Origin of the sequence: Flavobacterium sp. GSP6 (assembly GCF_003984855.1) — a bacterium.
GTDB lineage: Bacteria > Bacteroidota > Bacteroidia > Flavobacteriales > Flavobacteriaceae > Flavobacterium.
The window spans coordinates 91,751-114,610 of record NZ_RYDO01000007.1; the positions used below are offsets into that span (position 1 = coordinate 91,751).

The window sequence follows — 22,860 nt, forward strand, 5'->3', positions numbered from 1 at the left end:
ACATTTGCACTCGAAACAACGCGGGATAGAGCAGTAGGCAGCTCGTCGGGCTCATAACCCGAAGGTCACAGGTTCGAGTCCTGTTCCCGCTACTAAGTTAATCGTATTGAGATTACAAACGCACATCGCGGGATAGAGCAGTAGGCAGCTCGTCGGGCTCATAACCCGAAGGTCACTGGTTCGAGTCCAGTTCCCGCTACTAAGAGAAACCCATCAACATTTTGATGGGTTTTTTCATTTTTAAACCCTTCCTCAACCCCTATAAATATTGAGATTAACTCAAATATGGCAAGCCCTACAAGGAAAGTTCCTCTATTGACAGCAATCATACCTTGCACGAAAGGCTCTATTATAAAGAGATTTTATTCCTTGGTCGATGGTATGAAGTAAATGTCAATTTGCATTTAGAGAACTCCTTATTTAAATCACTAGAACAAGGCGAGGAACAATTACTGGATAAAGAGCGCCAGGTAATTGTTAGATAAAGACACACGGGAAAAATTAAAAAAGTTCATTTGAAAATACAGACTGGCTTTTGTCTTAAGAATATGCTTTTTTTAGTTTTTAATTTATTTTTCGGAATGCTACTTTTTGAACTTCAAAACAGAACCTCATGGATTAAGAAACCTATCCACTAAAGAAATAAGTCTAAGCTAACTAATGGAGAACTCATTTTGAAATGGAAACATCAAGAAAGGTGTTGGCCGATTTGTTTTTTCATTAGAATAACCAAAAACAACTAAGAAATTCAAACAATAGAGATCCAAAAAACTTCCCAAATATTTAAAAGGAATAGATCAAAACAGACAACTAATACACGAATCCGTAAAGCATTTTAAAACTAAAAAAAACCTGCGTGATAAGTCACACAGGTTTTTTACCAACTACGTTTACTAAAATCAACCTATCCAAAATCAACTAAATTCAATTTATTAAAAGATACTAAGCGGTTATTTTATTTAAAATTAATCCTCCGAAACAATAGCTGAGTTTCTATTGGTCGTAACTTCTAATAGCACTGCAACGCCTTTGTCATTCAACATTGTCATATTTAACACATCTAAAACTGCTAAATCTTTAGACACTACTCCATTAAATCTATTGTATGAAATATTCATTTCTTTAAGATTTTCTAATTTTTCTAATTCTATTGGCACTTGACCGTTCATTTTGTTGTCAAATAAACTAAGATTTTCAAGTGCTGTCATGTTTACCACTTCACTACTTAATACTCCCGAAAGTTTATTACTATTTAAGAGCAATATTTTTAACGTTTTTAAATCATATAAAGAATTTGGAATTTCCCCTATAATTTCGTTGTTAAATAATGATAGTATTTCTAACTGTTTCAAGGATCCTATTTGCATGGGCAATTCCCCTGAAAGCGCATTCATATACAACTCTAAGTCTTTCAAATTACTCATTTCACAAATAGAGGAAGGAATTGTTCCTGACAACTTATTAAAAGAAAGGTTCAATACTTTCATTTCTTTTAATTTTCCAATAAAAAAAGGAATCGACCCTGATATTTGGTTCTTGTGTAAATCCAACTCTTGAAGACCTACGAGATTAACAATTTCAGCTGGAATTTCACCCACTAAATTATTATCAGCTAGATGTACTGCAATCACTTTTTCGTCTTGTACTTTTATGCCATACCAAGTGGTAACAGGTGATGATAAATCCCACTTGACATGCCACTGACTTCCACTAGTGGACTGGTACAGTTTTACTAAGGCATCTTTCTCCTGATCAGATACATCGGCCAACATTGAACATGAAAAAAAAATGATTAAAAACAGAGTAGTTACACTTTTCATCCCTTTAAATTTAGTCTTTTACATTCCTAAAATAGATGGTTTCTAGTTAATCAGCAAATAAAACCGATGAAATACATGTTTTATAATTTTAAATAGAGATATCTCTTACAGCAAAATATTTTTTAGAGTGCGTTCTATAACTACTCTGTCAATGATTGAACTTCCTTTTTCTTAGAACAATTCTAATTAAATTTAGCTTCATCAGGACAAAATAAATTACAAAACACCTGACTGGCAGTATATTTTGGATGGATATTTCACAAATATGAGAGTAGTAATTTGCCCCAAAATTCAACAACAACAACAACAACAATAAAACTACATTCCCTAAAGCTCTTCGATGGCTTTTGCCAAATCAAGATCCTTATCCGTTACACCATCTGCATCATGAGTAGTCAGCCGAATGGTTACTTTATTATACATGTTGCATAATTCCGGATGATGATTTTTTTTCTCCGCTTTTATTCCTACTTGAACTATAAAACCTAAGGCTTGAGTAAAATCCAGGAACATAAACTTTTTCTCAATTCCATTATTAATATACTGCCAGTCTTTCAATTTTTTCAACTCTGATTGAATGGATTGTTCGGTGTACGTTTTCATACTTTTATTTATTTATGGGTTGATCTGCCTGTAACTTGCTGATGTAAAACAATATTCAGATTAAAACAATTATGAAGATCCAAATTTCAGGAATATAAAGTTAGTAAATTTTGATATATTGAAAAATAATTTAACTTTATTAACTAATTTTGGCGAAAAATATTTCTTTTTAATTTGAATTCAGCATACTCCTTTAAAATTTATACTACTACTGCGCAGCTCCATTCAAACTGGGATGACATGGCGATTTCGACTGTTTTTTTATCCAAAAAATATCTGGATGTTTTAGAAAGATCATCCCCTGAGAACATGATTTGTCATTATATTGGACTCTTTGAAAATGACACTTTAGTAGGGATTGCGCTTTCCCAATTTCTGGATTTAAACAAACTGGAATCTTTTGGAGAACGCGATAAGTGTATCAAGACAGCGGTACGAAATTTTGTTTTCAGGAACTTTGGATCTCATGTACTGGTTATTGGCAACAATATGTTAACCGGACAAAATTCTTTTGCTTTGTTAGACACCATTGATAAAAAGAGAGCTTTACAAGTATTGAATACTGCTGTAACTGAATTAAAACAACGCTTTAAATCCAAAGGCAAAAAAATTCACATTACCACCTACAAAGATTTCAATTGCGAAGAAATCAAAACCTTCCGTATTCCGGAATTCAAAAATGAATATCCGTTTTCGACACAGCCTAATATGGTTTTCACCATTAATGAAGCCTGGAAAACAGAACAAAATTATATTGACTCTCTTTCAAAAAAATACCGGGATCAATATAAAAGAGCAAGAAAGAAGGCAGATCAGATTGAAAAAAGAAAATTACACTTGGAAGACATCATTGCCTTGGAAGAAACGATTTATGATTTGTACCTTCATGTGGCTAAAAATGCTCCCTTTAATACTTTTTTTCTTCCAAAAAATCATTTTAGGATTTTTAAAGAAATTTTCAAAGACAAATTTCTTTTTTATGGTTATTTTTCAAAGGACAGACTAATAGGTTTCAATACTTTGATTAAAAACGGTTCCATAATGGATACCTACTTTCTGGGATATGATGAAAGTGTTCAGCGCGAGAAAATGCTGTACCTGAATATGTTATATGACATGATTGCCTATTCAATTAATAAAGGCTTTCAGGAAATTATCTTTGCAAGAACTGCTTTGGAAATCAAAAGTTCTGTTGGCGCTAAGCCCATAAAAATGTATGGATTAATAGGCCACAGCAATAGGGTTGCCAATCATTTTATGCCAAAGATATTCAAATATTTAGAACCTAAAATCAAATGGCAAGAACGCAATCCGTTCAAATAAATCCATAATCTGGATCAGTATATGGTACGGCAACTTTCATGTGTTTGGGTAAAATTTCGACATTTAGCTTAGTTTCGGATCCACAATATTCACCGTCAACTTGAAAACTAACCGGCACACTAGTCGTGATTAAAGCATTTTTTACTGATATTATTTCTATATCTTCTGCATCATCTGTTGTTATATTTCCGGTAATAATTTTCCCAAGCACTACTAAATCTAAATTTTTCAAGATCACTAATTCAAATTTCCCATCGTCCATTAGTCCGTTAGGATTAATAGAAACTCCTGTTCCATATTTTTTTGAATTGGCAATAACAATCATTCTCGCTACACATTCAATAGTGGGAAAATCACCTGTTATTGTGGCAAAAAAAGGCTCATCTAAATCAATCAGAGTAGACACCGCTTGCAAAGCATACCCCAGTTTTCCCCGAATCGTACTTTTTTCATAGTTCTTAATCAATTCTGCATTAAGTCCAATATCACTTAGGTGAACACTTTTTTTTCCATTAATAGAAATCATATCAATCATCATGTACTCATTGTGAAAAGCAATTTCTAAGTTTTCCTCAAGTGTGGCAGGTAAATTCAAGTCTACTGCCAATCCATTAGCTGATCCGGCGGGTAAAATTCCTAAAATTACATCTTGATTTTCCATTGCTTCGGCTACCATTTTTATGGTTCCGTCACCTCCTGTAATAATAATTCGTTGTGGTTTGTAGGTTTGATACAGCACCTTTATATTATCAATATCATTTACTCCCGAGGTATTATAAATTACCGGATTAAAATTTTCTTTTTCAGCAAAAAGTGCCACAGCATCAATAAATTCAGATTTATCAATGTCACCGGAAATAGGATTAACAACAACAATAATGTTATTTCTCAAACTTTATCTTCTTTTATTAATTAAAATTAATTAAATTCATCTCCAATCAAAAGTACTACAATAAATGAAACCAATTTTAAAATTATATCGTGGCTACGCTAATGAGCAAGAATTAATTGTCATGGGGCATGTGTTCAAACCAACAACAGTTAAAGAATATAATTTTCAAAAAAAGAACTTTAAAAATGCTACTTCAGTAATCAAAATGTTTCAAATAAAGACACAAGCAAATGCTGATGTGTATTTAGAACAAAACAATTCCAAAATCCATACCAGAACACTAAATGATGGTTATTTTAAGTTTTGCGTGCCACTAGATCAGGATTCTAAGTATGGCTGGATTGATTATAAAGTGAGTATTACTCATAATAACGAAACCATTACAGCCAAAGACAGTTATATTCGTCCACACAAAGGAAATCTGGGAATCATCTCTGACATTGATGATACTTTTTTAGTTTCTCACACGCTGAATCCTTTAAAAAAATTATATGTTTTATTGTTTAAAAACATATATAAAAGAAAAACTTTTGATGATGTAGTTACCCATTATCAAGCCTTGAGTTCGGCAGGAAGAACAAACAAACACGAGTTAAATGCGTTCTTTTATGTTTCCAGCAGTGAATGGAATTTGTATCGTTTTGTCATACAATTCACTGAAATTCATAAGCTTCCAAAAGCCGTTTTATTACTGAAAGACATCAAGACGAGCCTGGCTGATTTTTTCATCACCGGAAGTGGGGATCACAACCACAAGTTTGACAAAATAAAACACATTCTAGAGTTTTATCCCAATTTAGAGTATGTACTTCTAGGGGATGATTCACAACATGACCCCTATTTATACGAAGCTATTTGTAAAATTTTCCCAGTTACCGTAAAAGCAGTTTATATCCGACAAACTGGGACTTCTAAAAAAGAAAAAATAATTACAATTATGGAAAATTTAGAAACCTTAAAAGTTTCTATTTGTTATTTCAAAAACAGTAGTGAAGCTATTGCACATTCAAAATCTATTGGGATTATTAAATAAAAGAAGAGCTCCAAAACCGGAACTCTTCTTTTTTACACAGTATCAATTTCTTCCTGAACAGCTTCCCAATCTAAAAGAAATTTGTCTAACTCAGCCTTTTTCTTATTGTACGCCATAAAAAACTTAGCATCCTCAATATGTTTATCATAATTAGAAGCCAGCATTTTATCATCTTGCTGAATGTCTTTTTCTAATTGCTTGATTTGGCTTTCGATCTTGCTTAACTTGTTTTGTAATGCTTTTCCTTTTTTCTGATCTTCGTATGATGCTTTATTGCTTTCTTTAGGTGATGCTACTTTCTGAGCCTCTTTTTTTTCTACTTCACGCATGTTTTCCATATTGCGTTGTTCTAAAAAATAGTTGATATCCCCTAAATATTCTTTTATTTTTTGGTCTTTAAATTCATATACTAAATTTGACATGCCCTGCAAGAAATCCCTATCGTGAGAAACCAGTAATAAAGTACCGCCAAATTTTTGAAGAGCGGCTTTTAACACATTCTTCGATTTGATGTCCAAGTGATTAGTAGGCTCATCCATCAATAAAACATTAATAGGTTGCAACAATAATTTACACAACGCCAAACGGTTTCTTTCGCCTCCGGAAAGGACTTTTACCTTTTTATCTACATCGTCACCACGAAACAAGAAAGAACCCAGCATATCGCGTACTTTCATTCGGTTCGTATCTGCCGCCGCATCTTCCATCGTTTGCAACAAAGTGATTTCGCCATCCAGATATTCAGCCTGATTTTGTGCAAAATACCCCAATTGTACATTATGTCCTAACTTGATATTTCCTTTATACTCGAATTCGTCAACAATAGCCTTAATAAAAGTTGATTTTCCTTGCCCGTTTTGTCCTACGAATGCTATTTTACTTCCACGCTCCACTAATAGATTGATATCTTTCAAAATCGTTTTGTCCCCGTAGCTTTTGGTCACATTTTCAGCTTCTATAACTACTCGTCCCGGTTCTTTCGAAACTGGAAAAGTAATATTCATAACGGAATTGTCATCTTCATCTACTTCAATACGTTCTATTTTGTCAAGTTTTTTAATCATCGATTGTGCCATGGAGGCTTTAGAGGCTTTGGCACGAAATTTTTCGATTAATTTCTCTGTTTCTTCTATTTTTTTTGCTTGATTTTTTTGCGTAGCCAATTGTTTTTCACGAATCTCATGACGCAATTCTAAATATTGAGAATATGGTTTATTGAAATCATAGGCTTTACCAAGGGAAATTTCGATTGTTCTGTTTGTCACATTATCTAAAAACATTTTATCGTGCGAAACAATTACCACCACACCGGGATAATTGCGAAGAAAACTTTCCAGCCAAATGATACTCTCAATATCCAAGTGATTCGTGGGCTCATCCAGCAGCAAAACATCATTGGCCTGCAATAATAACTTGGCTAATTCGATACGCATTCTCCATCCACCGGAAAAAGTTTCGGTTTGATTATCAAAAACATCTCTTTTAAATCCTAAACCAAGTAAAATTTTCTCCGTGTCCCCCACATAATTATAACCGCCCAATAATTCAAAACGATGGGTGTAATCCGATAAGTCTTCAATGATTTGACTGTATTCATCACTTTCATAATCCGTTCTGGTAACCAATAAGTGATTGATTTCTTCGAGCTTTTTCTCTACAATTTTAATCTCTGTAAACGCTTCATATGCTTCTTCCAGAACCGTTCTTCCTTGTTCAAAGTCAATATCCTGACGCAAGAATCCCATACGAAGGTCTTTCTCTTGAGAAATAACACCTGAATCTGGAGCAAAATCTTTTGCTAACATTTTAAGCATGGTCGATTTCCCCGCTCCGTTCTTTCCTACAAGACCCACGCGGTCTCCGGCACCCAATCGAAAGGTAACTTCTTCAAACAAATAGGAACCACCAAATGAAACGGATAAATTGTGTATATTAAGCATGTATTGTGATTTTATTCCTTTTTGAATGCGTAAATTTGTAACTCCAAAAAAGGAAAAATTAAATTTTTTGCAAATGTTAAAAAAAGGATCCAAATTATATAGCATTTTAACAGGAACTTGTCCTAAATGTCAGAATGAGAGTATGTATTTAGATAAAAATCCGTTACATCTAAACAAAATATTGAAAATGCACGAAAATTGCAGTCATTGTGGTTTAAGATATCAAATTGAACCTTCTTTTTTTTATGGCGCTATGTACGTTAGTTACGGATTAAATGTAGCAATAGGAATTGCTGCTTTTGTCATCTCTTTTGTTCTCTTCGAATCCAGTCTAAAAGTTGCATTCCTTGCAATAATAGTATCACTGGTTATTTTATTCCCTTTTGTTTTGCGATGGGCAAGGAATATTTACATCAACATGTTTGTTTCGTATGATCACAAATTAAATAAAAAATAACACTATTTTTTTCCTTTAGATACAAATCGATTGATGTCAATTACAGTGTCTAAAGGAATTTTATTTTCAATAGTGTCAAATAAAGCTTTTGCCATTGCAGGACCTAACATAACTCCTCGTGTGCCCAAACCATTCAAAATATGTACTGAATTATAATTTTGATGTGTTCCTACGAGTGGTCTTCTATCTTTTACCGTGGGGCGAACTCCGGCAAAATGAGCCACAATTTCAAAATCACAAGTAATAATCTCTTTTATTCTTTCCACTAATTCCGTTTTTCCTTCTGGAGTAGGTAAATCTGTTTTATCTTTCCAATTGTAAGTGGCTCCTACCTTGAACAAATCATTTCCAAGAGGCAAAATAAAGACACTTGTATTGACGATCACATCTAAACGCAAATTAGGTGCTCTAATGACAAAAAGCTCCCCTTTTGTACCGTCTAATGGCAAATGTTTAAAATAAGGATTTCCATGCATTCCAAAGCCTTCGGCAAAAACAATATGTTTCGCTTGAATGTCTTTGTACCGAATACCATTTGAGTCAACCTGAAGCGCCTCATAATCAAAAGACTCCTCCTGAAACATCTTATTATGGATAAGATAGTCTCTGTATTTACGCAACAACAATGAGGTATCAACATAACCCGTCTGCAAAACTTCTCCGTATCCAAAGGGAGAATCAATTCCAGAAAATTTCTCAAAAATCAATTTTGTGGATAAAAATGGCGAAAGATTTATTTTATCCGAAGCTATAAACCAATTATTCTGTTCTTCGACGGAGAAAAATTTTCTCAAAATAGGTCTCTTAAAATCTACGGTACATTCTAATTTTTTTTCCAACAGCGCATAAAATTCATTCATCAAAACTAATTGCTCTTGTGCCTGCCAAACCTCACTGAATCGTTTTAAAATAACAGGGTTATACAAACCCCCCGCGATTCTTGAAGAATTTTGAGAATTATTATCCAGTACTAAAATACTTTTATCATTTCGCAGCGCAACCTCTGCAAATGAAATACCCGCTAAACCTGAACCAATTATTAAATAATCAATCATTTGAAGAAATATAATTTAAACTAAAGACAAAGTAAATACATTAAAACACAAAACTCTTACCATCACAGTAAGAGTTTTGTGTTTATAGTAAAAAAACTGAAATTAATAATTCCACATATCAGATTCGAAATTGCGAATTTTCTCTTTCACTCGATCGGATTCTAACAACTGATTCTGGGCATTATCTTTCATATACTCTTCAATGGATCTGTCTCCATAAACATTTTCTTCTTTGTAAATAAAACTATTAAAACGTCTTGAATTTAAGATTTGATCAAATGAAATCGGCATCGCTGAATTTTTATCATTGAATGCTTTAGCATCATGCAACACATCTCTTGCTGCTGGAAAAAACACCCAAAACAACTCAATATAATCTTTTTGATCACTATTCATCGTATAAACATCCGGAGTCACTGGACAAATACCCAATAAACGATACTTTAATTCACTCTGCCTTTTATCAAAATACCAATACCCCTTAATTTTATACTGTGTTACGTCCTGAGCAGAAAGATCCTGTCTCAGAATATACTCTTCTGATATTTGATTCCCTGCATTTATTTGTTCTCTACCGGCGTCTGTAGTATCTATTCGAGTTAATGAAGCTTGGATGTCTTTAAATGATTTTTTAGTGTTAAAATAACTATCTGTATACACTTCTGTTAATTCACCACTTTTTATGGCTTTAGTCAGCACATCGTATAACGAACGCCTATCCGAACCAATATTTGCAGTATCTACAGGAAAATACAATGAAAAATTAATCTTTTCGTTTAAATCGATTATTTCCCAGGTTGTTTTTCCCATTAAAACATCTCTATCATGCACATATCCATAGGACAAAGGCCTATCGTTATCTGAAATTAATTGTGCATCAGATTTTAGACCTATCTCGTCAGGAGTTTTTGCATTAAGCAAATTAGATTGTGCAACCGAAGCAAGACTTCCTGTGGAACAGACTATAGCGATTAAAAAATTTCTTACATTCATCATAGTATCATTATAAGATATTGAAGTAGGTTTATATAAAACCGTACTAATTATTGTATTTCAAAAATTACTGGAGCTGTTCTTGGCAATAAGTAGCTTCCTGCACCAACAAGTTTGGTTTTAATCTCAGAAATGGTCACTTGATCACCTCTTCCTGCTTTTGACAATACGGCCTTACATTGTGCATTTAATCTGTTTCCTGATACAACTACTGTCGGCTGTCCGGTAACTTTTAAATTAAAACCAACTACATTTAAACCAACTTCAAAATCAAAATCTTCCAATTTAGCTCCAATAGTTGCAATTTCAAGATTTGATTTTGGTCCTTTTACAACACCTGTTTCTCCCCTAATAGTTCCAGCTGGCCCCGGAATACCTTTGATTCTGAAAACTTTTTTATCAGTAGCCACTTTTCCGTCAGACATTTTTCCTGATACGCTGACTATAACTTCATTACCACCACCAGGATTCATAACGTATTTACCGTTGCCTACCTTTGATAAACCTGGAGCAGAAGCATTAACAGCATTATCCGGAATACCTGCAAAGGAAATAGTCATAGGATTGGATACGCCTCTATAAACGACATTCATCTTATCTGCTGAAATTGTTGCAGAATTAGGTCTTGGCACCACAACATATTTTCCAGCAAATTTCAATGGAATTGTTTTACCATCCTCTACAAACGTAAATTGTCCTGCAATATTTTGTTCACCTACACCACCAGCTGTTAAAGCAATCTTAGCTTGTCCCGTAGCCGGATCTAACCTAGCACCAGTAACACTTGTTGGTTTGGTATTCTCGTCATAACGTCCCAAAACTACTTTACCTGTAACCTGTTCGCCCTGGAAATAAGCATTTTTATCCAATACAACGATAGCTTGATAATTACTGTAAGATGCCGCTGCAACCGCCGCTTTACCTAATGCCGTACTGTACACATCTGATTCTGCTTTTTTAACATCATTCTGCCAAGCAGATAGTTTAGCTAAAGAAGCAACTGCTGGAAAGCCTTTAAAATGATAATCTAAATAAGGTATCGCTATACCGTCTTTATTCTTAACATCTGCCAAACTAAACTTAGCTTGAACTTCAGATAAAATTGGCGCTAATTTTTTATTATCACCCAAAGCCAACTTCATGTCCGATTTATACTTTTCAACTGTTGAAATAACTTCTTTTCCTTTAGCGGAGTAACCTGCGGGACTGAACCATAAATTATCTATATTATCTCCTTTGTCCATAGCCTCATACGGTAGTTTACCCGTCTCCGGATCCACTTCGGTTCCTACTAAAACTTCCGCTTTTATTTGTCTAATATAATCGTAAAAATTTTTTGTTATCACTTCTACTTTATGAGCTGTTATGGCCGCTGCAGCAAATTCGCCACCTGCTTCCGCTGCTTTCGCATCTAATCCAGCTAACATTTGAGCGTTTGATTGTTGGGCTGAAGCGTTTGACCCTTCAAATTTTTCATTCATTAATCCAAAAGCAGACAACACTTCTTTGGACATATTTAATGCTAACATTGCGATGAAAACCAAATACATTAGGTTAATCATCTTCTGTCTAGGGGTTAGTTTTCCTCCTGCCATATTTTCTAAATAATTAGTTTAATATTTTTTTATAGTTTGAAACTAATTATCCTTTATTATTCATTGCAGAAAGCATTCCACCATATACATTATTCAAAGAGGATAGGTTTGAAGTCAATGACTGCATTTGATCTTTTAATTTTAGGTTGTTTTCAGCAACTTCTTCATTAATTTGTACATTTCTGGAGGCGCTTTGTAATTGTATTTTATACAGACTGTTCAATGACTCCATTTGGGCTGCAGCCAAAGTCAACTCCTCGCTGTATTTTTTAGTAGATGTAATAGAATCTATTGTTGGGGCAATTCCCTTTGCTGCTGATTCGAAATTTTTGATGCTATTACCTAAACTAGCCATTAATTCCCCATCAATTTTGGCATCTTTTAACATCATATCTAATTTTTGAGACAACAATCCTTGTGCATCAGATGGTGTTTCTACTTTTTTAGTTGCTGGTTTAGCCTGACCGTTAGCTAATTCCGGATATACTAAAGTCCAATCCAAATCATTATCAACCGGTTCAAAGGCAGAAAGCGCAAAAATGGCTGCTTCTACAACAAGACCTATAGTTAGCATTAAATTTCCTGTAATAAAACCAAATTCAATATGGGTGATTTTGAATAGTGCGCCTATGATTACAACAGCAGCTCCCATGCCGTATGCGAAATTCATTGCTTTCTTACTTAATAATGCCATAATAGTGTTTTTAAAAAATGAATAGATTTGGTTTGTTTTAATTATCTCTTTTTTCCGATTCCGGTAGTTTGAACTCCCATGTAATCCTGAACGGTTCTAAAACCTATATAACTCCTGGCTGAATCAGCATATTCATAATCTCTTGTACCTACCTGTAGGAAATAAGCAACATCTTTCCATGAACCACCGCGCAGTACTTTGCGTTTATTTGAAGTATCCTGAACATTTGGATTCATTGACGATACATACTCATACGCATTTGGATCATATGAAGAATCGGTCCATTCCGAAACATTTCCTGCCATATTATACAAATTATAACCATTTGGTTCATACGATTTTGCTTCAACAGTATACAAGGCTTCATCTGCTGCATAATCGCCCCTGTTGGGTTTGAAATTTGCCAAGAAACAACCTCTGTCGTTTTTAGTATATGGCCCTCCCCAAGGATAAGTAGCAGATTCTAAACCTCCTCTGGCTGAATATTCCCATTCTGCTTCGGTTGGCAATCGAAAAGAATTGATTAAGTCTTGTCCTTTCTTTTTTGATTTGATATGGCTGTTTTTATATAATGTTCTCCAGGCGCAAAATGCTTTTGCTTGAGTCCACTTGACCCCTACTACAGGATAATCTCCGTAGGCTTTGTGCCAAAAATAATCATTATGCATTGGCTCATTGTAGGAATAGGCAAAATCTTTAATCCAAACGCTAGTATCGGGATATACATTTATTTCTTCGGTTTTGATATAGTCTTTTCGTCTTCCGTCTTTTGCTTTGGCAGCAGCCTGAATATCCATCCAAGAATAACGGAATTTCAATTTATTAACATCAATAGTGCGAAGACCATTGTATGATTCTTCTATTGGCAAATACATAGAATCCATTACTTCAGTATAATATTCATCCGGATATAGTTTCGTATCCATTATTAATTTTACTTTTTTATTCAGCTTTCTACCAGCATAAGGATCGTCAGCGGTTCCTACACTATAATAATTATCATACATGTATTTGTCATAGGCTGTCATTTTCTCTGGATCCGAATCATTAAAAGCAAAGTCACCTATGCTTCCTGCATTCTTACCTTTAGCCGTTGAGGCATCAGCAGTTTGCCCTACTTCATCAGCTAAAATGGCTAATCTCACCCTCATTGTAGAGTCTTTTACCCACTCTACAAACTTACGGTATTCACTATTGGTAATTTCCGTTTCATCCATATAAAAGGAGCGAACCGTAACTGTTTTTGTTGGAGCGTCCTCTACATTGGCTAAATCAGCATCTGACTTACCCATTATAAAAGCGCCACCTGGGATTAATGCCATTCCAAGAGGTTTTTCCGGATGCCATTTCCCTCCATTAATACCAACTAGTTCTCCTCTGTCGCTTGATTTACCACAGCCAATTAAAAGGGTCAAAATTGACGTAAATGCAATGAACTTCTTCATATAAATTTGGTTATATATTCATTATTTTTAAGGGTGTAAACCTATTTATTATTTTTTAAAAAAACAATTTTTTTAAACTAAACAAACTCTATTTTATAAAAAAAGAATAAATAAGCATAAAATTATCCTAAATGATGTTTTTCCTCTGCGCTTTCCACCATCTTTCGGGCAATTCCTGATTACAAGCCATTAAATATTCTTCATAAGAACATGGTAATAACGTGTTTCTTTTTAATTTATTATTAACATTTGAAATAAATGGAATTTCGATCCACCATCGGTCTGTTTTATCACTTTTATAAAAAACAAGATCCTCTTCTTCCATGGGAACTATATATTTCAAGTAGTTTTCTTTACTTCCAAAAGGATACTCATGCGAGCGATAATGAAAGCCTTCTATGAAATACCAAATTATTTGTGCTATGATCACTGATTCTTGTGCGGAATTATTGTGATTAAAGATCCCCAATGCGGAAACTTTATCACTTATTCCTGCATATCGTGACAGCGCGCATATTTCTTTCCCGTTAAAACCATTGGGTGCAAATGAACTAAAATTGCCGGAATCAGATGATTTTACAGCATTTAAATCAATACTGACCACATCTGCATCTCTGAAAACAGGTTCAGATATAGCTATATTATTCGAAACCTCCCCTAATCGATAGGCATCAAAAAACAATTTCTCTATCAAATCTATTTCTTCTTGCGAATTAAAATACGTTTGATAGCCTATGTTACAATAATTAAAGAGATTGTTCGGCTCGTCTATAATTATTTTTGTCAAATAAGAAGTGGCCGAGGCCTGTTCATTCTCTTTTCCAAAATCAAACTTATTATCGATAGCGACTAAATTCACCATCTGTTCTAAATCATCATACGCTCTGTACAAAGCATAGGTCAGATCCTGAGAACCTCCAATAACAATAGGAATAATCTTCTTTTTTATTAAACTTGCTGTTACTTTTTTTAAGGCAAAGTAGGTATCTTCCGTAGAGTTTCCAGCAAGAATGTCACCTAAATCAGCAATAGATGCATCCCAGTTTCCAGGAAATAATCCATATAATTCTTTCCTAACCGAGAGTAAATCAACAGTGGACACCGCATTGGCATTGCCTCGGTTTTCTAAAACACCTAGTACGGCAATTTTAATCTTGTTTAAATCAGGGAATTGTTCCTGGGTATGCAACACAATTTTACCGCCCAGTTGCTGTGAAGTCAATCCATTTATATATTCCAGGATTTCATCATCAACGGGCTTTAGAAAATCAAATTCCATTTTTATATTTTTTTCCCTTAATCACAACTCTTAACAAAGAGCGATGAAACCGGAATTAGTGACTAATTACTTTTTTGCGACAGGTTTCTTAACGGCTGTTTTTTTGACAGCTGCTTTCTTTGCTGGTGCTTTTTTGGCGGCTACTTTTTTAGCAGGCGTTTTTTTGGCAATCATTTCTTGGACTTCCGCCAATGTTAATTTGGCAGCATCTACGTCTTTACTCAATTCAATTTTGAGTTTTCCTTTGGTGATTACAGAGCGACCCCAGCGGGCTTTCTCGACCAGAATACCTTCATCCTCCCAATTATGCAATACTTTATCGATATTTTTTTGCAATTTATCTTCAATCAATGCTTCTATATCAACTTGAGACAAATCATCAAAATTATATTTCTTACTTACATTAATAAACAAGCCATCCCATTTGATAAAAGGACCAAAACGACCAACGCCTTTTTGAACACCTTCGCCTTTATAAACGGCAATTGGAGCATCGGCAATAGCCTTTTCATCGATTAATTCCTGAGCCCTTTCAAAATCAACATCCAGTGGATTTTCTCCTTTTGGCAAAGAAACAAAAGCCGCACCATGACGAATATAAGGGCCGTAACGACCATTACTTACCTCAACTTCTTCGCCTTTATATTCTCCAAGATTTTTTGGTAATAAAAATAGATTCAGCGTTTCCTCTAAAGTGATGTTCCCAATATTTTGATCATTCATCAAACTCGCGAACTTTTTTTCTTCATCATCAGCTGCACCAATTTGAGCCATTGGTCCAAATTTTCCTAAACGAACCGAAACCGGCTTTCCTGTTTTTGGATCGGTTCCAAGAATTCTCTCCCCGCTTTCACGATCTGCATTGGCCTCTACATCTTTCACTATAGGGTGAAATTTATCGTAGAACTCCTGCATCATTTTAGTCCACTCAATATTTCCTTCCGCTATTTCATCAAAATCCTCTTCGACTTTTGCAGTGAAATTATAATCCAAAATATTTCCGAAATTCTTTACCAAGAAATCCGTAACAATTGTTCCAATATCTGTAGGAACTAATTTTCCTTTATCAGATCCGGTGTTTTCTTTCAGCACCTTCGCTGCTACTTTTCCGGATTGCAACATCAATTGCACGTAATTTCTTTCTTGCCCGTCCAGATTTCCTTTTTCTACATAATTCCTGTTGATAATCGTAGAAATTGTTGGCGCATAGGTAGACGGACGACCAATTCCTAACTCTTCTAATTTTTTTACCAATGAAGCTTCGGTATATCTTGCAGGCGCTCTAGAATATCTTTCGGTTGCTGAGATGTAATTGTTTTGTAATTTTTCATTGACTTTCATTGCCGGCAACATGCCTTCCTGCTCTTCTTCATCGTCATCATGCCCTTCAAGGTATACTTTCAAGAAACCTTCAAAAAGCAAAACCTCTCCGGAAGCCGTGAATATTTCACCATGATTATTCGCTTCAATTTTCACGTTAGTACGTTCTAATTGTGCATCACTCATTTGCGAAGCCAAGGTTCTTTTCCAGATCAAGTCATACAAACGCGCTTGATCTTTGTCTATATTTACCGTATGACGGGACATATCCGTAGGACGAATTGCCTCGTGTGCTTCCTGTGCTCCCTTACTTTTATTGACAAAAGTTCGAGGTTTAGAGAACTCTTTTCCGTAGGATTTAATAATTTCAGCCTGAGCCGCTTCCATCGCATCTTTAGATAAATTCACGCTATCCGTTCTCATATACGTGATCAGTCCGGCTTCATACAGGCGTTGCGCCAGTTGCATGGTAATTCCTACCGGCAAATACAATTTACGAGCGGCTTCTTGTTGCAATGTTGATGTGGTAAACGGACCTGTTGGTGTTTTTTTGGTAGGTTTAGTCTCCAAATCGGCTACCTTATATGTAGAACCTATATTTCTATTTAAAAAATCTTCGGCTTCTTTTTTAGTATTGAAATTTTTAGGCAGTTTGGCTTTGAATATTTTACCGGTTTCATTAGTAAATTCTGCCACAACAGAATACGTAGCTACAGCATTAAAGTTTTGAATTTCCCGTTCCCGTTCCACTATCAAACGAACTGATACTGATTGCACACGGCCTGCCGAAAGCCCTCCCTTTATTTTTCTCCAAAGTACAGGAGATAATTCATAACCTACCAATCGATCTAATACACGACGCGCTTGCTGCGCATTGACTAAGTTATAATCAATTTCTCGTGGATTATCAATGGCTTTTAGAATTGCAGTTTTAGTGATTTCATGAAAAACAATCCGCTTGGTTTTGGTCGCGTCTAATTTTAATTCTTCGGCTAAATGCCAAGAAATAGCTTCTCCCTCGCGATCCTCATCACTTGCTAACCATACCATTTCAGCTTTTTTAGCAAGTCCTTTTAATTTAGTAACCAATGCTTTTTTATCAGCAGAAACTTCGTATTTGGGTTTGAAGCCATTTTCTACATCAACACCAATTTCCTTAGACGGCAAGTCAGCAATGTGCCCATAACTTGACTCGACCTGAAAATCTGCTCCTAGAAATTTTTCGATTGTTTTTGCCTTTGCAGGTGATTCCACTATAACTAAATTCTTTGCCATATTCCGATTGTTTATGTCGGCAAAAGTAGAAGATTTTTTTAAATTTTAAGTTTTTTAAATTTTAAAAGTCAATTTAATCATTCAGTTGCAAGTTTTGAATGATTTGAATCCTATACTTTAAAAAAAATAAATCACTGCGGTTTTATTAAAAATACTGCCTTTTTATGATCTATTTCCTAAAATCCAACTGCAATTAAGTATGTGAAAAGTTTAAAAGTCGTCAAGTCAAAACAAAAAACATAGCCAATAGTATCTTAAAATCAACTTGTTCCATCATTTTCTCTAATTTTAAAACACCCCATTATACAATGATTGTTACTTAAAACTTAAAAGAAGCCCTTTTACACAACAACGACATTCAACCCCATTTCTTCCAGTTTCGTTTTAGTTTCGATATCGATACCTTCATCGGTAATTAAAACATCAATTTTTTCTACATTGCAGATTTTACCAAAACCCCTGACATTCATTTTAGTTGAATCGGCCAAAACAATTACTTTTTCGGCTACATCAATCATCGCTTGATTCAAATGAGCTTCCATAGCATTTGAAGTACTTAAACCAAACTCTAAATGAAGCCCATCAGTTCCAATAAATAATTTATTACAGGAAAACTGGCTCAAAATTCCTTCAGCAATAGCACCCACAACTGAAGTTGATGCTTTTCTAATATCACCACCCAGTTGAATGGTATCAATTTCCGAATGTTTGCAGAGCTCTAAAGAAACTTTAAGCGAAGGAGTCAGTACAGTTAATTTTTGAAAGCCCCCCATCACTTTAGATAAATTATGAATCGTAGTCCCGGAGCCCATAATGATGTAATCATTGTCATTAATGTAACTCAAAGCCGCTCTTGCGATAAGCTTCTTTTGCTCTACCTGAAGCAATTCTTTATCACTTACATTTCTTTCAAACGCATAAATGGGCTGTTTACTAGCGCCTCCATGGGTACGATGCAACAGATTCTTGCTTTCTAAAAAACTCAAATCCTTCCGTATGGTTACGGACGAAACCTTGTGTGTTTCGCACAGCTCCACCACATGAACATACCCTTTTTGATTTAATTCCTCTATTATTAGTTCCTGTCTGATATTAATTATAGTCATACTACTGTTTAAATATTGAAATAAAGATAGGTATTCTTTTAGAAATAAAAAATAAAACAGGTTATTTTGAATAGTTTCATTTTGTTTCGATTTATTTCGTTATGTTTGTAAAACGAAATATTGTGTTACGGTATAAAAACAATAAAATGAAAAGATCAGAACAATTAATTCAACTTACACAAACCAAAAATTGGGATGTAATTATCATTGGCGGTGGTGCTAACGGATTAGGAATAGCGCTAGACGCAGCTAGCAGAGGTTTCAAAACCATACTGTTGGAATCAATTGATTTTGCCAAAGGAACCTCCAGTCGAAGCACAAAGTTAGTTCATGGTGGGGTTCGGTATTTAGAACAAGGAGACATTGCTTTGGTACGCGAAGCCCTAAAAGAAAGAGGCCTAATGGCACAAAACGCTGGTCACTTGGTGAAAAACCAATCCTTTGTGATTCCAAATTATAATTGGTGGGGCGGTTATTTCTATACCATAGGATTAACCATATACGATATGTTAGCCGGACGATTAAGCTTAGGCGCTTCTAAATATGTGTCCAGAAAAAAAACAATAGAATTGCTTCCGACCATTACACAAAAAGGATTGGTTAGCGGCGTTGTATATCAAGACGGACAGTTTGATGATTCGCGTTTGGCAATCAACATTGCGCAAACAGCCGTTGAAAAAGGAGCTACGCTTTTGAATTATTCGAAAGTGATTAATTTATTGAAAGACGATAAAAACCAAGTTACGGGAGTAGAATTTGAAGATAAAGAAACCGGCACCAAATATAAATTAAACGGAACTGCCGTTATTAACGCTACCGGGGTTTTTACCAACTCAATCATGAAAATGAATGATTTGGAATACAAGAAATATATTGTTCCAAGCCAAGGGATTCACTTGGTTTTTGACAAATCGTTCTTACCAAGCGAACATGCTTTAATGATTCCAAAAACAAGTGACGGACGCGTTTTATTCGCAGTGCCGTGGCATGATAAAATTGTGGTAGGAACCACCGATACTTTGGTTAAAAAATCGAGTCTGGAGCCAATTGCCTTGGAACAAGAAATTGATTTCGTTTTAGAAACTGCTCAAAGATTTCTAGAGAAAAAACCAACAAGAGGCGATGTTTTATCAGTGTTTGCAGGCTTAAGACCTTTGGCAGCGCCAGAAAAAAAAGGGCAAAGTACCAAAGAAGTTTCCAGAAGTCATAAAATAATTGTTTCGGATACCGGATTAATCACCATCACCGGAGGAAAATGGACTACGTACCGAAAAATCGCTGAAGACGTTATTGGCAAAGCCATCAAAGTCCATAATTTACCTAAAAAAGGATGTAAAACGGAACACATCGCTATCCACGGCAATAAAATAACTTCCGTAACAGACCGAGAGAATCATTTATACATTTATGGAACTGACATTCCTAAAATACTGAAATTACAGGAAGACGAGCCTTTATTAAAAGAGAAACTACATCCTGATTATGATTATACCATGGCAGAAGTGGCTTGGGCTATTCGTTTCGAAATGGCCAGAACCATTGAAGATGTATTGGCCAGACGCGTGCGACTTTTGTTTTTAGACGCCAGAGCAGCGATTGATTCTTCTGAAAAAGTTGCTCAATTATTAGCCAAAGAATTAGGCCGTGACACCCCTTGGGCCGAAGCTCAAACAGCTGAATTTAGAACTCTGGCCAACGGTTTCCTTTTAACAGAATTTCAAGTAAAATAATCTACAACTCTATTAACATAAAAACACCCAAAATGAAAAACAAACTAATTCTTGCCCTTGACCAAGGAACTACCTCCTCCAGGGCAATTGTCTTCAACCACGATGGAGAAATTGTCAACGTGTCTCAAAAATCTTTTGAACAAATTTTCCCAAAACCAGGATGGGTAGAACACGATCCAAACGAAATCTGGTCCTCACAAATGAGCGTAACCGCTGAAGTTATTGCAAAAGTAGGAATCTCAGGAAAAGAAATCGCCGCCATTGGCATCACCAATCAAAGAGAAACCACAATTGTTTGGGATAGAGAAACCAGTATTCCAATTTATAATGCCATTGTTTGGCAAGACCGGAGAACTGCAAAATATTGTGACGCATTGAAAGCTCAAGGGCACGGAGATATGATCAAAGAAAAAACAGGACTGGTTTTAGACGCTTATTTTTCTGCCACAAAATTAAAATGGATTTTAGATAATGTGGAAGGGGCTCGTGAAAAAGCAGAACAAGGAAAATTGTGTTTTGGAACTGTCGACACTTGGCTTATTTGGAAATTGACCCGAGGTAAAATGTTCATGACTGATGTTTCTAATGCTAGTCGTACGATGATGTTAAACATTCATACTTTAGAATGGGACCAGGAATTATTAAATTTATTCGATATCCCGCAATCGATATTGCCAGAAATAAAACAAAGTAGTGAGGTCTATGGAGTAACCTCAACCACGCTGTTTTCTACAAAAATCCCTATAGCAGGCGTTGCAGGAGACCAACAAGCAGCTCTTTTTGGACAGTTGTGTATCAATCCCGGAATGGTAAAAAACACGTACGGAACCGGTTGTTTTATGCTAATGAATACTGGCGAAAAGCCCGTTTATTCTAAAAATAATTTATTAACAACCATAGCCTGGAAAATTAACGGAAAAACAACTTATGCATTGGAAGGCAGTGTTTTTGTGGGTGGTGCGGCCGTACAATGGCTAAGAGATGGTGCTAAAATGATTGATGCTGCCCATGAAATTGAAGAACTAGCAGCCAGCGTTCCGGACAACGGAGGTGTGTATTTTGTTCCCGCATTAACAGGTCTAGGAGCTCCTTACTGGGACCAATACGCTCGAGGAGCCATAGTTGGGATAACCAGAGGAACCACAAACGCGCACATTGCGAGAGCAACTCTTGAAGGAATAGCGTATCAAGTCTATGATTTAGCAAAAGCCATGGAGGCCGATTTTGAAAAAAAAGGAACAGAACTACGAGTGGATGGCGGAGCAGTTGCAAATAATTTATTGATGCAATTTCAATCGGATCTTTTTAATTTCAAAGTGATTCGCTCAAAGACATTAGAAACAACAGCCCTAGGAGCAGCTTATTTAGCCGGTTTAGCTATTGGATATTGGGACAGCGTAGATGAATTACAAAAACAATGGACAATAGACCGTGAATTTTCACCCGAAATGCCCAGAGACACTGTCACTGAATTGGTAAAAAACTGGGATAAAGCGGTAGGCCGAGCTGGAAACTGGATAGAAAATTAATCATTAAAACCATACATTATGACTCCATTTATTGCAGAAATTCTCGGTACCATGCTAATGATTTTATTAGGTAATGGCGTAGTTGCCAATGTAGCTCTTAAAGGAACCAAAGGAAATAATTCCGGATGGATTGTCATCAGTACAGCATGGGGTTTTGCCGTTTTTGTAGGCGTTGCTGTTGCCGGTCCGATTAGCGGTGCGCATTTAAATCCTATTGTCACCTTAGGCTTAGCACTCATAGGAAAATTTGCCTGGTCACAGGTTGCCTCCTACATCTTGGCTCAATTCATTGGAGCTATGCTGGGAGCCTTTTTAGTTTGGCTTTCCCATAAAGATCATTTTGCAGCCACAGAAGATGAAGGCGGAAAACTTGCTTGTTTTTGCACAGGACCCGCGATTCGGAATTACTCCTCCAATTTAATGAGTGAAATCATCGCCACTTTTGTATTAATTTTCGTGATATTCTATATTGCCGGTCCAGAGCTGATCATGAGTTCTGATACTGGCGCTGCAATTGGACTTGGAACTGTTGGCGCTTTACCGGTCGCTATTTTAGTTTGGGCTATAGGATTATCCTTGGGAGGAACCACAGGGTATGCTATAAATCCTGCAAGAGATTTGGGACCTCGAATCATGCACGCTATTTTACCCATAAAAGGCAGCAGCGATTGGAGGTATGCCTGGGTTCCTATCGTTGGCCCTATAATAGGTTCCTGTTTGGCCGCAACCTTATATATGTTACTTCTCTAACCTTCTTTTTTAAAAGTAAAA

The 22,860-nt window shown here is 35.6% G+C and carries 18 protein-coding genes and 2 tRNA genes; 8 read left to right on the plus strand and 12 right to left on the minus strand.

Annotated features, from left to right (window positions below):
- The first annotated feature begins 19 nt into the window (after positions 1-19).
- Positions 20-92 (plus strand) — tRNA-Met (locus EKM03_RS09035).
- A 34-nt stretch (positions 93-126) separates the two neighbouring features.
- Positions 127-199, plus strand: a tRNA-Met gene (locus EKM03_RS09040).
- A gap of 766 nt (positions 200-965) precedes the next feature.
- On the opposite strand, the gene EKM03_RS09045 is transcribed toward EKM03_RS09040, so the two are convergent.
- Positions 966-1,820: a leucine-rich repeat domain-containing protein gene (locus tag EKM03_RS09045; RefSeq protein ID WP_126461956.1), complete on the minus strand. Its 855-nt coding sequence runs from the start codon at positions 1,818-1,820 to the stop codon at positions 966-968.
- A gap of 327 nt (positions 1,821-2,147) precedes the next feature.
- Entirely contained in the window at positions 2,148-2,423 is a 276-nt protein-coding gene (locus tag EKM03_RS09050; protein ID WP_126740218.1) for a 4a-hydroxytetrahydrobiopterin dehydratase, read from the minus strand.
- A gap of 174 nt (positions 2,424-2,597) precedes the next feature.
- Here EKM03_RS09050 and EKM03_RS09055 point away from each other — a divergent pair, with 174 nt between their 5' ends.
- A complete protein-coding gene (locus EKM03_RS09055) occupies positions 2,598-3,746 on the plus strand; it encodes a GNAT family N-acetyltransferase (protein WP_126461947.1) in 1,149 nt (382 codons plus the stop codon).
- Here the strand turns inward: EKM03_RS09055 and EKM03_RS09060 are convergent.
- A complete protein-coding gene (locus EKM03_RS09060) occupies positions 3,739-4,638 on the minus strand; it encodes a diacylglycerol kinase family protein (RefSeq protein WP_126740220.1) in 900 nt (299 codons plus the stop codon). The two genes, EKM03_RS09055 and EKM03_RS09060, sit on opposite strands and share 8 nt — an antisense overlap.
- Positions 4,639-4,702: 64 nt before the next feature.
- Here EKM03_RS09060 and EKM03_RS09065 point away from each other — a divergent pair, with 64 nt between their 5' ends.
- Entirely contained in the window at positions 4,703-5,671 is a 969-nt protein-coding gene (locus EKM03_RS09065; protein WP_126461942.1) for an App1 family protein, read from the plus strand.
- 32 nt (positions 5,672-5,703) lie between these two features.
- Here the strand turns inward: EKM03_RS09065 and EKM03_RS09070 are convergent, their stop codons facing one another.
- Positions 5,704-7,611 (minus strand): ABC-F family ATP-binding cassette domain-containing protein, encoded by a 1,908-nt coding sequence (locus tag EKM03_RS09070; protein WP_126461939.1) that lies wholly within the window; start codon positions 7,609-7,611, stop codon positions 5,704-5,706.
- A 73-nt stretch (positions 7,612-7,684) separates the two neighbouring features.
- On the opposite strand from EKM03_RS09070, the gene EKM03_RS09075 reads away from it, so the two are divergent.
- Positions 7,685-8,068, plus strand: a complete 384-nt coding sequence (locus EKM03_RS09075) for a DUF983 domain-containing protein (protein ID WP_126461936.1) — start codon at positions 7,685-7,687, stop codon at positions 8,066-8,068.
- A 2-nt stretch (positions 8,069-8,070) separates the two neighbouring features.
- Here the strand turns inward: EKM03_RS09075 and EKM03_RS09080 are convergent, their stop codons facing one another.
- The 8 genes from EKM03_RS09080 to EKM03_RS09115 form a co-directional block, all read right to left on the minus strand.
- Entirely contained in the window at positions 8,071-9,123 is a 1,053-nt protein-coding gene (locus EKM03_RS09080; protein WP_126740222.1) for an FAD-binding oxidoreductase, read from the minus strand.
- 102 nt (positions 9,124-9,225) lie between these two features.
- The gene (gldN, locus tag EKM03_RS09085) at positions 9,226-10,116 is read right to left on the minus strand and encodes a gliding motility protein GldN (RefSeq protein ID WP_126462161.1); all 891 of its coding nucleotides are present in this window, start codon (positions 10,114-10,116) and stop codon (positions 9,226-9,228) included.
- 50 nt (positions 10,117-10,166) lie between these two features.
- Positions 10,167-11,711 (minus strand): gliding motility protein GldM, encoded by a 1,545-nt coding sequence (gldM, locus tag EKM03_RS09090; protein ID WP_126740224.1) that lies wholly within the window; start codon positions 11,709-11,711, stop codon positions 10,167-10,169.
- 46 nt (positions 11,712-11,757) lie between these two features.
- Positions 11,758-12,405: a gliding motility protein GldL gene (gene gldL, locus EKM03_RS09095; RefSeq protein ID WP_126461927.1), complete on the minus strand. Its 648-nt coding sequence runs from the start codon at positions 12,403-12,405 to the stop codon at positions 11,758-11,760.
- A 41-nt stretch (positions 12,406-12,446) separates the two neighbouring features.
- On the minus strand, positions 12,447-13,850 hold the full coding sequence (gene gldK / locus EKM03_RS09100) for a gliding motility lipoprotein GldK (protein WP_126740225.1): 1,404 nt from the start codon (positions 13,848-13,850) through the stop codon (positions 12,447-12,449).
- Positions 13,851-13,977: 127 nt separating this feature from the next.
- Positions 13,978-15,129 carry a formimidoylglutamase gene (locus EKM03_RS09105; protein ID WP_126461921.1) on the minus strand — a complete coding sequence of 384 codons (1,152 nt, stop codon included), beginning with the start codon at positions 15,127-15,129 and terminating at the stop codon, positions 13,978-13,980.
- Positions 15,130-15,195: 66 nt separating this feature from the next.
- Positions 15,196-17,724 carry a type I DNA topoisomerase gene (gene topA / locus EKM03_RS09110; RefSeq protein ID WP_126563820.1) on the minus strand — a complete coding sequence of 843 codons (2,529 nt, stop codon included), beginning with the start codon at positions 17,722-17,724 and terminating at the stop codon, positions 15,196-15,198.
- 341 nt (positions 17,725-18,065) lie between these two features.
- Positions 18,066-18,830 (minus strand): DeoR/GlpR family DNA-binding transcription regulator, encoded by a 765-nt coding sequence (locus EKM03_RS09115; protein WP_126461915.1) that lies wholly within the window; start codon positions 18,828-18,830, stop codon positions 18,066-18,068.
- Between the two features lie 146 nt (positions 18,831-18,976).
- On the opposite strand from EKM03_RS09115, the gene EKM03_RS09120 reads away from it, so the two are divergent.
- The 3 genes from EKM03_RS09120 to EKM03_RS09130 are packed head-to-tail and all read left to right on the plus strand — an operon-like array spanning position 18,977 to position 22,839.
- Complete coding sequence (locus EKM03_RS09120) at positions 18,977-20,560, plus strand: glycerol-3-phosphate dehydrogenase/oxidase (RefSeq protein ID WP_126563819.1); 1,584 nt, start codon at positions 18,977-18,979, stop codon at positions 20,558-20,560.
- 32 nt (positions 20,561-20,592) lie between these two features.
- Complete coding sequence (glpK, locus tag EKM03_RS09125) at positions 20,593-22,089, plus strand: glycerol kinase GlpK (protein WP_126461909.1); 1,497 nt, start codon at positions 20,593-20,595, stop codon at positions 22,087-22,089.
- Between the two features lie 18 nt (positions 22,090-22,107).
- Positions 22,108-22,839 carry an MIP/aquaporin family protein gene (locus tag EKM03_RS09130; RefSeq protein ID WP_126740227.1) on the plus strand — a complete coding sequence of 244 codons (732 nt, stop codon included), beginning with the start codon at positions 22,108-22,110 and terminating at the stop codon, positions 22,837-22,839.
- Positions 22,840-22,860: the final 21 nt, after the last annotated feature.